This window comes from Spirosoma koreense, assembly GCF_054777875.1.
On record NZ_BAAHAC010000027.1, the window covers coordinates 398126 to 410595 of the forward strand.

The window sequence follows — 12470 nt, forward strand, 5'->3', positions numbered from 1 at the left end:
GTTTGCAGATACTTATTTTTCGTTCATTTTTTGCCCACGTTTCGGGCATCCCCGTATCTTTGACCTTTGCCGATGCCGATATGCTGACTGTTAAAGACAAAACGTTCGTCCCTTTCATTACCGCCGATACCATCCAGGCCCGAATTCGGGAAATAGCGGAGCAAATCAATCAGGAGTACGCGGCTAAACAACCCCTGCTCGTTGTGGTGCTGAACGGAGCCTTTCTGTTTGCGGCCGATCTGGCCAAACACCTGACGATTCCCTGCGAAATCACCTTTATCCGGGTATCTTCCTACCAGGGGCTTCAGTCGACTGGTCAGGTGAAAGAGATTCTTGGGCTGGCCGAATCGATCGCAGGGCGCGATCTGATCCTGATCGAAGATATTGTCGATACTGGAAAAACTCTCCAGGATATCTACCAGCAGTTGGCTGTTCAGAAACCGTCGTCCATTGCTATTGCAACCCTACTTTTTAAGCCCCAGGCCCTGCAAACATCGCTGGATTTACACTATGTCGGTTTTGAGATTGAGAATCGCTTCGTGTTAGGGTACGGGCTGGATTATGACGGATTAGGCCGCAATACGGCGGATATCCTGGTTCTGAATAACTAGCGATCGACTTCACCCATCACCACGTCAATCGAACCGATGATGGCTACCAGATCGGCCAGCATCGCTCCTTTGCTAATTTCACCGATGACTGAGAGATTGTGAAAACAACACGACCGGCAGTGGCAGCGTACAGGCACGTCGGAACGGCCATCGGTGCGAAAAAAGAAGCCCAGTTCCCCTTTAGCGCTCTCTGCCCGTATATAAAAGTCCATCGCCTTCGGTCGAATTTTCTTCGGAACGACGGCTTGTGGGTCGTACTCGCGGGTGCGCCGATAATCGGTAGTGAGTTTATGGAGGCACTGTTCGATAATACGGATAGATTCGTAGCACTCCCGCACCCGAACATTGTTGCGATCCCAGCAATCGCCGACGGTCCCCATTTTTCCTTCTCCAATCGGAATATCGAAGTCCAGTTCAGGATAAACCGAATAGCCATCTACCCGACGAAGATCGTACCGCAGGCCCGATCCGCGCAGCATCGGACCAGTACAACCGTAGTTGATCGCGACAGGTAAAGGTAGTACACCAACGTTGGCTGTTCGTTTTATAAAAATTTCGTTTTCGATGACTAACTGCTGCAATTCGAGCAATTTAGGTTTTAGGTAGGTGATAAACTCCTGACAGCGCTCTTCAAAACCGACGGGCAGATCATAGAATAAGCCACCGACCCAGATGTAATTATACAGCATACGGGCCCCACTTACCCACTCGAGCAGACGCTGAATATGCTCTCGGTCGCGCATTAGCCACAAAAATGGCGTATAAGCACCGATGTCGAGCGCATACGTACCAATGCCGACGAAATGAGCCGCAATGCGATTAAGTTCTGCAACCAATACCCGGATGTATTCGGTTCGTTTAGGAATGTCATGCTCAATTCCCAACATCCGCTCAACACCCATCACGAAGGCATGCTCGGAGTTCATGGCGGCCAGGTAATCGAGCCGATCGACGAACGGAATGGTCTGATTGAAGGGCAGTTCCTGAGCGTGTTTATCGAAGCAGCGGTGCAGATAACCCACATGCGGCACCACGTCTACCACAATTTCGCCGTCGGTAACCACTTCGAGTCGCAGTACCCCGTGCGTCGACGGGTGTTGCGGTCCCATGTTCAGAATCATTTCGCCCTCATCCAGCATGTCGGACCGGTAGAAACCAGGATCAGAGGCTCGAAAATGGCCGGGGGCATATTCGTATTGGATGGTTTGCGTCGTCATACTGGTTCCAAAGGTCGTAACTCAGCGCCCGATTGGCAAGAAACTTATGGCTTTCTGGCTTTAACTAACTACAAATCATTACTTTTTCTAGGATAGCTATTGGCAGAATCGAACGGATTTCGTACCTTTGCGCTCCTTATCGAGAAAACAGACTTTAGCAATGGCAAAGAAAGGCGCCAATAGAATCCAGGTTATTCTGGAATGCACCGAGCAAAAAGACAGCGGTGTTCCCGGTATGTCCCGGTACATCACCACGAAAAACCGGAAAAATACGCCGGCTCGTATCGAACGGAAGAAATACAATCCGTTCCTCAAGAAAGTAACGTTGCACAAAGAAATTAAATAAGCCTCGTTAGCCCACGGTTGGTAGCTGCCGGGGTAATATCCTGCTATAGCTAACGATTGTTGACTAACCATGAACGACTAAGACAATGGCAAAAAAGGTAGTTGCAACCCTGAAAACGAAGGATAACGGCAAGGCATTCGCCAAGATTATCAAAGCCGTTAAGTCGCCTAAAACCGGCGCGTACACCTTCAAAGAAGAAATGGTCCCGGTTGATGAAGTGCAGGCCGCTTTAAAAGCCTAAACGTGCATCGACTCACGAACAAGGTCCCACAGCCCTAACGGCTTTGTGGGACTTTTTTTATGGTAGTTTTGTTAAACCGATTGTCTGGTCATGAGTCGATAGTCGGTAGACATCTATTCCAAGCCGACGACTTATTGCTAACGACAAGCGACTATCGACACTATGGCTTTATTTGGTTTATTCTCGAAAGAAAAAAAAGAAACACTCGACAAAGGACTGGAGAAAACAAAAGATAGTTTTTTCTCCAAACTTGGCCGGGCCGTCGTCGGTAAATCGACGGTTGACGAAGAAGTACTGGATGAGGTTGAGAACATATTGGTTTCGTCCGATGTAGGCGTTGAAACTACCGTCAAAATTATCCAGCGGATCGAAAATCGGGTCGCCCGCGACAAGTACATGGGCACGGATGAACTAGACCGGATTCTGCGGGAGGAAATAGCAGCTTTGCTCTCCGACAATAACACGACCGACGTCGGTGATGACTTTGCCTTGCCCGCCAACAAAAAACCATACGTGATCATGGTCGTAGGGGTCAACGGCGTAGGGAAAACGACGACGATTGGCAAACTGGCGGCTCAATTTCACAAGCGGGGAAAGAACGTGGTGTTGGGTGCAGGCGATACGTTCCGGGCTGCGGCCGTCGATCAGCTCAAGCTTTGGGGCGAGCGTGTGGGTGTACCGGTCATTTCGCACGGGATGAATACCGACCCTTCGGCGGTTGCCTTCGACGCAGTAAAAAAAGCTACGGAAACGGGAGCCGATGTCGTGATTATCGATACCGCCGGCCGGTTGCACACGAAAGTGAACCTGATGAATGAGTTGGCCAAGATCAAGCGGGTCATGCAGAAATTCACTCCCGACGCTCCCCACGAAGTGCTTCTGGTGCTCGATGGGTCGACCGGCCAGAACGCGTTTATTCAGGCTACGGAATTTACGAAAGTGACGGAGGTTACGGCGCTGGCTATTACGAAGCTGGACGGTACGGCTAAAGGGGGTGTGGTGATCGGTATTTCGGATCAGTTTAAAATCCCGGTCAAATACATCGGTGTCGGCGAAAAAATAGACGACCTGCAGACCTTCAACAAGATGGAGTTTGTGGATTCGTTCTTCAAGAAGTAACCGAATGGCTTATCAGCTGATATTTTCAGACAGAGCCCTTAAGAGTCTGAAGCGAATTTCTAAGCCTGATACTGAACGAATTATTGCTGCGCTTGAAGAATTGGCCAAAGATCCTGACAGTAAGACGAACGTAAAAAGGCTTAATAATCATCCGGAGGCTATTTTCAGATTACGAGTAGGTAATTATCGTGTTTTGTATGATCGGCACGATGCTGTTCGCATTATTGCTGTTATTGAACTTGGACACCGAAAGGATATTTACGAATGACACTGAACGCTCAAATTATTCAGTCCGAGGGCAAGCCTACGTTTGCAGTCATTCCTTTTGAGGAATACCAGGCTCTTCAACAAAGCCTATCCTCTTTTGACAGCCTTGAGGACTTTGTGGATTACATCCACGCCTTGAACGTAAAAAATGACACTACAACCTGGCATACTTTGGAAGACGTACAAAAAGAGCTGGGTTTATGAAAATTTGGCGTGTTTTTCCTGGTTCTATACTGATCCTAATAGGATTGGCACTAATCTTCTCTCAGGGGTCCTACGCCCAAAAAAAGACCCGTATTCAACCAGCGAAGCCCATTAAATTTCAAGGCATTTGCGGCATGATTGTCGTGAAGCGCGGCAATTTCATGCCCAGTCCCGACCGACCGGCTCCAACCGGACAGCCCGCCGAACGGGAAGTGCTTATTTTTCCGTTGCTGAACATGAGTCAGGTAGACGCCGGTGAAAATGGCTTTATCAACTCCGTGAAAGACGCCAAACCTGTTAAAACGGTAAAATCAGATAAGAATGGCAAGTTCTGCGTGACACTACCAGTTGGCCAATATTCGCTACTGGTTCGGGAGCCTAAAGGGCTGTATGCCAACCTGTCCGACACGCAGAATAATATTTTTCCGGTTACTGTCCGGAAAAACCAACAGTCTGACATAAAATTCGAGATTTCTCATCAGGCCGTATTTTAAGTAACGCGGGGAAAAGCCCGCGGTCGTTTATTCAAGCGGGTTTCGGCCCGCCTTACTTGTATGAAAACCAAAGGAGTACGCACAAATAAAATCAATATCGTTACGCTCGGCTGCTCGAAGAACCTGGTCGATTCGGAGGTGCTGTTTACACAACTCAGAGGCAATGGTATGGACGTAACCCACGAATCGAAGAAAGACGATGCGAACATCGTCGTTATCAATACGTGCGGTTTTATCGATAATGCCAAAGAAGAATCCATCAATACCATCCTGCGCTACGTCGATGCCAAAGATGCGGGCGTGGTAGATAAAGTCTACGTAACGGGTTGCCTGTCGCACCGTTATAAAGACGAGCTCGAAGTTGAGATTCCGACTGTCGATGCCTGGTTCGGGACCAATGAGATGCCCCGCCTGCTAAAAACGCTTCGGGCCGATTATAAACACGAGCTCGTGGGTGAGCGACTCCTGACCACACCCAGCCACTATGCATATCTTAAGATTGCCGAAGGCTGCGACCGTCCCTGCTCATTCTGCGCCATTCCACTCATGCGGGGTAAGCATGTGTCCCGCTCGATCGACGAATTAGTCATCGAGGCCAAATCGCTGGCCCGTCGGGGAACGAAAGAGCTGATTCTGATCGCACAGGACCTGACCTACTACGGCCTGGATTTGTACAAAAAGCGAAACCTGGCCGATCTGGTCGACCAGTTAGCGGATGTTGAGGGGATCGACTGGATACGCTTACAATACGCTTACCCGTCTGGTTTTCCGCTGGAAATACTCGATGTCATGCGCAACCGGCCCAACGTTTGCCACTACCTGGACATGCCCTTGCAGACTGGCTCGACCGAATTGCTAAAAATCATGCGTCGGGGTATCACGCGGGAGAAGACCGAGAACCTGATCGATACGATTCGGCAGAAGGTTCCCGACATTACCCTACGTACGACACTCATTGTGGGGCATCCGGGCGAAACCGACGCTATGTTCGAGGAAACCTACGATTTTGTTGAACGGATGCGCTTCGACCGGATGGGTGTCTTTACGTACTCGCACGAAGAAAATACGCATTCTTTCTCCATTCCCGACGATATTCCGGCCGATGTGAAGCAGGAACGCGCTGACGAACTGATGGAACTGCAGCAGGGAATTTCTCATGAGCTGAACCAGCAGAAAGTTGGTAAAACCTATAAGGTGCTGTTTGACCGAAAAGAGGGCGGTTATTTCATCGGTCGTATGGAAGCGGATTCGCCCGAGGTCGACAATGAAGTACTGGTACCGGCTTCACAATACGTTCGACTCGGCGATTTTGCCCACGTCCGGATCAGCCGTGCGGAGGATTTTGATTTATACGGAGAGGTAATCGCTTAATTTCTCTGTGAACCCGCAAGCCTACTCGTAACCGAACCTTGCGGGTTTTTCTGTTGTTGAGCCGAATAAATCCCAACCTGCAACCTGCATGGACTGTCAGTACCTGTCACTTGCCTCAACGGGCCAGTTTTCACCACTCTTTCTCGATTACATCTCGCAAAAAGATTCGCTTAAATCCTTCTACAACCACTTTCCGGAGATAACCGCCTTTCGGAAGCAGATTGAAGAAAAAACCTTCGACGATGCTAAACGACGGGTGCTTGTCAGTACACTGGAGCGGCAATATGAGTCTGTTACCACCAGGCCTGATTTTTCGGTTCTTCTCCAGCCCAACACATTTACGGTTACTACGGGGCATCAGCTGAATATTTTCACGGGTCCGCTTTATATCGTTTATAAGCTTATCACGACTATCAATCTGGCGCGACGGCTAAAAGCGGCTTATCCGGAATATACTTTTGTGCCCGTTTACTGGATGGCCACCGAAGACCATGACTTCGCGGAAATCAATCATGTCCGTATTTTCGGCAATGCCTATAGCTGGCAAACGGAGCAGCGTGGCGCCGTCGGGCGCATGAATCCAAAGGAACTGAAAGCTCTTTTCGATCAGATACCCGAAAAGTTAACCTTATTTGAACAGGCTTATCTGAATCACGATACGCTGGCAGATGCTACCCGGCACTACGTCAACGAGCTGTTTGGGGCAGAAGGTCTGATCTGTCTGGACGCTGACGACGCCGAACTGAAGCGTATTTTTTCGCCTGTCATGCACGATGAGTTAACTCAGCAAAAATCAGGTGAACTAGTACATCAACAGACCGCGAAGCTCGAAAAACTGGGCTACAAAACCGTTATCACTCCACGCGATATAAATCTGTTTTACCTCGACAACCAGCTCCGCGAACGGATCGAACGAAAAGAGGATGGCACCTATCGGGTGCTGCATACCAAACTTACTTTTTCGGAAAGCGAAATCCTGGATCTGTTGGATAAGCACCCCGAAAAGTTCAGTCCGAATGTCGTGCTGCGGCCCTTGTATCAGGAAACCATATTACCTAATCTGGCTTATATCGGCGGGCCGTCTGAAGTGCCTTACTGGCTGCAGCTGAAAAGCGTTTTCGATCATTTCCAGACTCCTTTTCCGATGCTGATGCCCCGTAATTTTGCCATGTACGTGCCCTCGGTGAGTGCGCAGCGCATCGGCAAACTCGGCCTGACTCCCGAAGAGCTTTTTCAGGATACGCTGACGTTGAAACGGGAGTTCATCGATCATCACACCCGACACACACTCAAGTTCGACAACGAGAACAAAACCGTCAACAAGGCGCTGGATGCTATACTTCATAAAGCACAGATGGTCGATCCAACCCTGGAGAAAGCTGTTCTGGCCGAAACCAAGCGGTTTGCCAACGCGGTTGCCCGGCTCGAGAAGAAAATGCGACGTGCCGAAGAGCGGAATCAGGAGACCGGTGTCCGACAACTGCTCGCTATTAAAAACGAGCTTTTTCCGAACGGTGGTTTGCAGGAACGTAGTGAAAACTTCCTCACGTTCTACCTCAACGACCGGGCTTTTCTTCAAAACATGCTGGCGGTTTTCGATCCTTTCGATTTCCGGATGCAGTTGTGTCTGTCCTAAAAGCAACCGAGCGGCAGCATGACAAAAGAAGAATTACGTTGCCGGTATCTGGCTGAACGAAAAGCGCTTTCGCCTGGCGAAGCGGAACGGCGTAGCCAGTTGATTGCCGATCGTTTCTTCGATTTCCTGGCTGGAAGCCAGCCTACCGATACGTCAGCCATTATTCATACCTTCCTGCCTATCAGGCGTCAGAACGAAGTGGATACCTGGCAGATAATCAACCGTTTGTGGCAATCCTATCCACACATAAGCGTAGCGGTACCCATCACCGATTCATCTAAAAACACATTAAGCCATTCTCTATTATTTTCTGAAACACCGCTTGCGCTAAATCGCTGGGGCATTCCCGAACCTTCGTTGGCCCACCGACATCTCAAACAGCCTGGCGATTTCAGTCTGGTACTTGTGCCGTTGCTGGTGTTCGACCAGCAGGGTCACCGCGTTGGGTATGGAGGAGGATATTACGATCGTTTTCTAGCCGAATGCCGGCCGGACTGTCTGAAAATTGGCCTCTCTTTAGCCGACCCTGTCATGCAGATAGATGCTATTGCCTCGACGGACATACGCTTGGACCTATGTATTACTCCAACTCAGACATACCGTTTTGAATAGTTTTTAATTAAGATTTAGTTATCTTTTAACCTGATTTTATGGTTCCGTATCTATCTTTCGGTAACTCACGAACGGAACTATGAAAACTCTACTCACTATTTTTTTCGTTTACCCACTTACGCTCTGGGCACAGATTGATACAACCCACGTTATCCGTCCGCAAACGCTTAAACCTATTGAAAGTGAGTTCATTCCTGGCCATAGCTATAGCCGGTACGGTGGGTCGGCCAGGACCCAGTATATATATGACGGGCTTGATGTGCGGCATCCTAAAGATCTGGCTCCCTACATTCTTGCTTCTGGCGATCCAAACGCCATCGGTGAGTTGAATAAATACCTGAACAGCCGCCAGACAGGTAACTGGCTTATCGCCGGCGGGGTCGTAACAGCCATAGTTGGTGGAATTATTATGGGATCGAATGGTCCGGGCAGCGATGGTAAGTTTACCATGCAGCAACCCTATGTGTGCCCGACAGGATACGCATGCGGAGGCAATGCTACCGCCGGAACGTTGGTGTACGGCGGGCAGATTGCGGGTTATCAGACCGTAACCGATACACGTCGTCAAAACGCCTTTGGTGCCGGAGGTGCTACCCTCCTGGGCGGAGTTATTATGGCGGGTGTCGGCTGGGGAATGCATTTGCCGGGCCAGCATTTTCGTCGGGCAGTACAATATTATAATCGCTCGCTAAAGCAACAGGGAATATCCTGGCACGTATCACCCTACGCCACCTTCGGTAATTCGGGACTTGGCGTAATCGGGCACTTTTAACTTTTTTAGGGGATAGTGCCTGTGCGTCAAAGTTTTGCCGTATTTTTGCACTCCAAATTGGATCGCGGATCAAAACCCGCTAGTTATTAATCACTTAAACAAGGGTGATCATCAGCCTGGTCATCCGAATCAGTCAAATGAAAATCGCAGTCGTTGGCGCCACGGGCCTTGTCGGTGGCGAAATCCTGAAGGTGCTGGAAGAACGTAACTTCCCCGTCTCTGAACTCATTCCCGTTGCTTCCGAGCGGTCGGTAGGTAAACAGGTGGAGTTTAAGGGTAAACCGTATAAGGTTGTTAGCTTCGAGGATGCCATTGCTGCTAAACCTGCCGTTGCGATTTTTTCGGCCGGTGGCGGAACGTCGCTGGCGCTGGCCCCCAAGTTTGCCGAAGCGGGCATCACCGTTGTCGATAATTCGTCGGCCTGGCGGATGGACCCGACCAAAAAACTGGTTGTTCCGGAAATTAACGCGGATACACTGACACCCGAAGATAAAATTATCGCTAACCCAAACTGTTCAACGATCCAGATGGTCGTTGCGCTGAAACCTCTGCACGATCGGTACAAGGTTAAACGGGTCGTCGTTTCGACTTATCAGTCAGTGACCGGTACCGGAAAAGCGGCTGTTGACCAGCTTTTTGCCGAACGGTCGGGCAGTCAGGATGCCCCCAAGGTATACCCGCACCCCATCGATCTGAACGTGCTGCCCCATATCGACGTCTTTCTCGACAACGGGTATACGAAAGAGGAGATGAAAATGGTGAACGAGACCAAGAAAATCATGGGCGACGACTCGATTCAGGTGACAGCTACGACCGTGCGTATCCCGACGATCGGTGGGCACTCGGAGGCAGTCAACATTGAATTCGAGAACGAATTTGAACTGAACGACGTAGTCGAACTACTGAAAAATGCCGAAGGTGTTGTTGTTCAGGACGATCCACAAAACAAAATCTATCCGATGCCCTTAACGGCTCATGGTAAAGATGAGGTGTTCGTCGGTCGTATCCGGCGTGATGAAAGTCAGCCCAAAACACTGAACATGTGGATCGTAGCCGATAACCTGCGAAAAGGAGCCGCTACTAATGCCGTGCAAATTGCTGAATATCTACTGAAACACAGCCTGGTTGGCAGCGAAGAAGTAGCCGCCTAATCTGTTGGCTATCAGAAGAAAAAAAATCCCCGCGACAAAACCGTGGGGATTTTTTTCTTCTGCCAATTTTGGCTGGACGCTGAAGACGTCAATCGCCTACATCGTCGAAACGTGCTTTGAGAAAAAGGCCACGTTTTCGGCCATATACATCCAGCAATCCGATTCAGGGGACTACTTTCGTATTCACCATAATCGTGAGCCTGCTGGCCATTGGCGGTTGTATCCGATTTAGGGTTTCGGTATTAGCTGTTTTACTCCGGTCCTGATTTCCGGTATCGAAAGCCCGCGCCGACGACTGATCATGTCCCAAATTCCTAACGGTGCATTAACGGCCTGTCTTTCGATGTTTACAGGACTTTTTACCGTTGCGCCTTTTGCGATGGCTGAAAAGTTCTTTAGCTCATTGACCGAATCGATACGCAGCACTCAAGCCAGCGTATTGCTCAGCCTGTTTCATACTCACCGCTTCCCGCTGTTTGAAGGTGTATGTTAGTTGAAACGTCCATCTGGGCTGCGAAAAGACAACCCCTGCCTCGTTTCTATACAGCCAGTGATTGATCCCGGCTACTACCGACCCTCTGTTATCGTTAAAAAAGCCACCTTCTACGGTCGCGTTATATAACTGATACTGACAGGCTGGTTGAAAAAAGAAGAAGAACTCGGTAGCTGGTTGCGCAGCCGACGGTCTCCGGTCGATGCGGGCGTCGAAGAAGGCCGACTGATGTGCGGGCGCAAACCGCCCGATCTGAAACAAGAGCCCGGCCGATGCATTCGTAAACGTATTGCCAACGGTTAGTTGAGTAGCAGCGTGAACGTCAAACCATTTTTTACCCTGATCAGCCCGGATGAGTTTATGCCAGTATTGAGCCTGGGCGTTAACACCAACTTCATTTTTAACCTGGTATCCCCAGCCACTTGGCCTGACCAGATCGAAGAGTCTGTGAATAAATAACTGCGTCTGCTGCCCCAGGGCATTTCGTCCGGTCGTGCCAACGGCAAGCGACGTTTTCAGAACATGGCCTCTTTTGTAAAAGAAAGACATGCTTTTTTCCAGGAATAAATACCCTGCATATGGCCGGTCGATCAGATCGATGGTAATTTTATCGGAAATGATTCCGGGGGTAAAGATCATTTGCCCCAATTGGTAGCTGGCCGTAATTTTAGTGAGCTTATCCCCTTCACGAATGCGGTTATTCAGCCGGTTGGGTAAGTAATTGACGGTCAGAAACAAGCCATTCGTATAATAACCGTCATGAAACTGGAGACAATAATTGTCATTTTCCGACGTGACCTTAACCTCATACGGATGTTGCCCAAAACCAGTGAGCACATAGGCGTATAAAAGACCAAGGAGTAACGCCCGTTTATATAAAAGATTCATGCAGCAAATAAGCGGACAGGCGGCTCTGTGCCAGCGCTACACCCGTTTTAAGATACAACCCTGGACAAATGTATTGGTTGGAGAGAAGTTAGTGAATCGCTCAATTTACTGAGACGTTTATATAAATTCCTTCAGAAGCTGTACGACTTCGCCGGGTGCTTCTTCGGGGGCATAATGACCACTGCCAGGAATAATTTCCCCCTGAATATTCACCAGGCCACTCCGACGAAAGCCATCCAGATATTCGTCGATATCACCATATTCGCGCCCACCCCGAATATACAGTACCGGCATCTGAACCAACTGACCCTTCGTACTTTCATTCTCTTTTTCGTCCTGCGGGAACGTACGATACCACTCGATGCCCGTATGCAGCGCGTCCGGGCTGGCGTAAGCCTGAGCGTACCGATCTCTGGCCTGCTCGTCAATCTGATCGGGTTTTGCGGCTATGGTATTGAAATAGTAATCGAAATACACCCGTTGCTTTCCCATGATCAACGCTTCCGGCAACTCAGGGATCGAGTGAAACGTAAAGTGCCAGATCTGCGGATTCTGCCGAACCTTCGCCCAGGGATCGACACTCGGAACAGCTACGTTCATGATGACTGCTTTCGTCAGCTCTGTCGGATAGTCGTGCAGGTAAGCGTAGGTGACCATACCCCCCACATCGTGCCCCACCAGGGTTACATTGGTCAGTTGCAGGGAATGAACGACTCCATGCACATACCGGGCGATCGTCCGTTTGTCGTTGGCAGGTATTTTTCCAGATTCTCCTACGCCAGGCAAATCAATGGTAACTAAATAAAAATCAGGACCAAGCCCAGCCATAACTTTTTCAAAAGCCTGCCAGTTTTCCGGAAATCCGTGAAGAAACAGCACAGCAGGCCGGTCAGCCTGACCGACCGTGACAACGTGGATGGATACCCCTTCCACCACAACCTGGCTGTGCCGAAAATCGGTTGATCCCTGAGTGGATTCTACAATAGACATCGGCTAAAATAGTTGGTTCATACCCTTTTACTTTCAAACCGAGTGGATTGTTCCAGGA

At 49.6% G+C, this 12470-nt stretch carries 15 protein-coding genes; 12 read left to right on the forward strand and 3 right to left on the reverse strand.

The window, feature by feature from the left end; all coding sequences use genetic code 11:
* Positions 1 to 80: 80 nt before the first annotated feature.
* Positions 81 to 611, forward strand: coding sequence for a hypoxanthine phosphoribosyltransferase (gene hpt, locus ACYVC2_RS27245; protein WP_461108124.1), 531 nt, complete (start codon positions 81 to 83; stop codon positions 609 to 611).
* Here hpt and ACYVC2_RS27250 read toward each other — a convergent pair.
* On the reverse strand, positions 608 to 1828 hold the full coding sequence (locus ACYVC2_RS27250) for an NADH-quinone oxidoreductase subunit D (protein WP_461107902.1): 1221 nt from the start codon (positions 1826 to 1828) through the stop codon (positions 608 to 610). The genes hpt and ACYVC2_RS27250 overlap by 4 nt on opposite strands.
* A 160-nt stretch (positions 1829 to 1988) precedes the next feature.
* Here ACYVC2_RS27250 and rpmG point away from each other — a divergent pair, with 160 nt between their 5' ends.
* The 11 genes from rpmG to ACYVC2_RS27305 all read left to right on the forward strand — a co-directional run bounded on the left by rpmG (position 1989) and on the right by ACYVC2_RS27305 (position 10041).
* Positions 1989 to 2174, forward strand: a complete 186-nt coding sequence (gene rpmG, locus ACYVC2_RS27255; RefSeq protein ID WP_012929817.1) for a 50S ribosomal protein L33 — start codon at positions 1989 to 1991, stop codon at positions 2172 to 2174.
* An 85-nt stretch (positions 2175 to 2259) separates the two neighbouring features.
* Positions 2260 to 2415 (forward strand): DUF4295 domain-containing protein, encoded by a 156-nt coding sequence (locus ACYVC2_RS27260; protein WP_405516865.1) that lies wholly within the window; start codon positions 2260 to 2262, stop codon positions 2413 to 2415.
* A 162-nt stretch (positions 2416 to 2577) separates the two neighbouring features.
* Positions 2578 to 3534 (forward strand): signal recognition particle-docking protein FtsY, encoded by a 957-nt coding sequence (ftsY, locus tag ACYVC2_RS27265; RefSeq protein WP_461107904.1) that lies wholly within the window; start codon positions 2578 to 2580, stop codon positions 3532 to 3534.
* A gap of 4 nt (positions 3535 to 3538) precedes the next feature.
* Positions 3539 to 3802 (forward strand): type II toxin-antitoxin system RelE family toxin, encoded by a 264-nt coding sequence (locus tag ACYVC2_RS27270; RefSeq protein WP_461107906.1) that lies wholly within the window; start codon positions 3539 to 3541, stop codon positions 3800 to 3802.
* On the forward strand, positions 3799 to 4005 hold the full coding sequence (locus ACYVC2_RS27275; RefSeq protein WP_461107908.1) for a prevent-host-death family protein: 207 nt from the start codon (positions 3799 to 3801) through the stop codon (positions 4003 to 4005). The genes ACYVC2_RS27270 and ACYVC2_RS27275 overlap by 4 nt, the downstream gene beginning before the upstream one ends.
* Positions 4006 to 4139: 134 nt before the next feature.
* Positions 4140 to 4499 (forward strand): hypothetical protein, encoded by a 360-nt coding sequence (locus tag ACYVC2_RS27280; RefSeq protein WP_461107910.1) that lies wholly within the window; start codon positions 4140 to 4142, stop codon positions 4497 to 4499.
* Positions 4500 to 4559: 60 nt separating this feature from the next.
* Entirely contained in the window at positions 4560 to 5870 is a 1311-nt protein-coding gene (gene rimO, locus ACYVC2_RS27285) for a 30S ribosomal protein S12 methylthiotransferase RimO (protein ID WP_461107912.1), read from the forward strand.
* Positions 5871 to 5958: 88 nt separating this feature from the next.
* Positions 5959 to 7506: a bacillithiol biosynthesis cysteine-adding enzyme BshC gene (bshC, locus tag ACYVC2_RS27290; RefSeq protein ID WP_461107914.1), complete on the forward strand. Its 1548-nt coding sequence runs from the start codon at positions 5959 to 5961 to the stop codon at positions 7504 to 7506.
* Between the two features lie 18 nt (positions 7507 to 7524).
* On the forward strand, positions 7525 to 8118 hold the full coding sequence (locus tag ACYVC2_RS27295) for a 5-formyltetrahydrofolate cyclo-ligase (RefSeq protein WP_461107917.1): 594 nt from the start codon (positions 7525 to 7527) through the stop codon (positions 8116 to 8118).
* 79 nt (positions 8119 to 8197) lie between these two features.
* Positions 8198 to 8890: a hypothetical protein gene (locus ACYVC2_RS27300; protein ID WP_461107919.1), complete on the forward strand. Its 693-nt coding sequence runs from the start codon at positions 8198 to 8200 to the stop codon at positions 8888 to 8890.
* 137 nt (positions 8891 to 9027) lie between these two features.
* Positions 9028 to 10041: an aspartate-semialdehyde dehydrogenase gene (locus tag ACYVC2_RS27305; protein ID WP_461107921.1), complete on the forward strand. Its 1014-nt coding sequence runs from the start codon at positions 9028 to 9030 to the stop codon at positions 10039 to 10041.
* 400 nt (positions 10042 to 10441) lie between these two features.
* Here ACYVC2_RS27305 and ACYVC2_RS27310 read toward each other — a convergent pair whose 3' ends face one another.
* Both ACYVC2_RS27310 and ACYVC2_RS27315 read right to left on the reverse strand, forming a co-directional pair.
* The gene (locus tag ACYVC2_RS27310) at positions 10442 to 11422 is read right to left on the reverse strand and encodes a lipid A deacylase LpxR family protein (RefSeq protein WP_461107923.1); all 981 of its coding nucleotides are present in this window, start codon (positions 11420 to 11422) and stop codon (positions 10442 to 10444) included.
* Between the two features lie 117 nt (positions 11423 to 11539).
* Complete coding sequence (locus ACYVC2_RS27315; RefSeq protein WP_461107925.1) at positions 11540 to 12412, reverse strand: alpha/beta fold hydrolase; 873 nt, start codon at positions 12410 to 12412, stop codon at positions 11540 to 11542.
* Positions 12413 to 12470: the final 58 nt, after the last annotated feature.

Bases quoted from the DNA above. Each gene is read 5' to 3' on its own strand.
- bshC (WP_461107914.1), top strand. From the start codon at position 5,959: ATGGACTGTCAGTACCTGTCACTTGCCTCAACGGGCCAGTTTTCACCA.
- ACYVC2_RS27250 (WP_461107902.1), bottom strand. From the start codon at position 1,828: ATGACGACGCAAACCATCCAATACGAATATGCCCCCGGCCATTTTCGA.
- ACYVC2_RS27295 (WP_461107917.1), top strand. From the start codon at position 7,525: ATGACAAAAGAAGAATTACGTTGCCGGTATCTGGCTGAACGAAAAGCG.
- ACYVC2_RS27260 (WP_405516865.1), top strand. From the start codon at position 2,260: ATGGCAAAAAAGGTAGTTGCAACCCTGAAAACGAAGGATAACGGCAAG.
- ACYVC2_RS27280 (WP_461107910.1), top strand. From the start codon at position 4,140: ATGATTGTCGTGAAGCGCGGCAATTTCATGCCCAGTCCCGACCGACCG.
- ACYVC2_RS27270 (WP_461107906.1), top strand. From the start codon at position 3,539: ATGGCTTATCAGCTGATATTTTCAGACAGAGCCCTTAAGAGTCTGAAG.
- ftsY (WP_461107904.1), top strand. From the start codon at position 2,578: ATGGCTTTATTTGGTTTATTCTCGAAAGAAAAAAAAGAAACACTCGAC.
- ACYVC2_RS27310 (WP_461107923.1), bottom strand. From the start codon at position 11,422: ATGAATCTTTTATATAAACGGGCGTTACTCCTTGGTCTTTTATACGCC.
- ACYVC2_RS27305 (WP_461107921.1), top strand. From the start codon at position 9,028: ATGAAAATCGCAGTCGTTGGCGCCACGGGCCTTGTCGGTGGCGAAATC.
- rimO (WP_461107912.1), top strand. From the start codon at position 4,560: ATGAAAACCAAAGGAGTACGCACAAATAAAATCAATATCGTTACGCTC.
- ACYVC2_RS27315 (WP_461107925.1), bottom strand. From the start codon at position 12,412: ATGTCTATTGTAGAATCCACTCAGGGATCAACCGATTTTCGGCACAGC.
- ACYVC2_RS27300 (WP_461107919.1), top strand. From the start codon at position 8,198: ATGAAAACTCTACTCACTATTTTTTTCGTTTACCCACTTACGCTCTGG.
- hpt (WP_461108124.1), top strand. From the start codon at position 81: ATGCTGACTGTTAAAGACAAAACGTTCGTCCCTTTCATTACCGCCGAT.
- rpmG (WP_012929817.1), top strand. From the start codon at position 1,989: ATGGCAAAGAAAGGCGCCAATAGAATCCAGGTTATTCTGGAATGCACC.
- ACYVC2_RS27275 (WP_461107908.1), top strand. From the start codon at position 3,799: ATGACACTGAACGCTCAAATTATTCAGTCCGAGGGCAAGCCTACGTTT.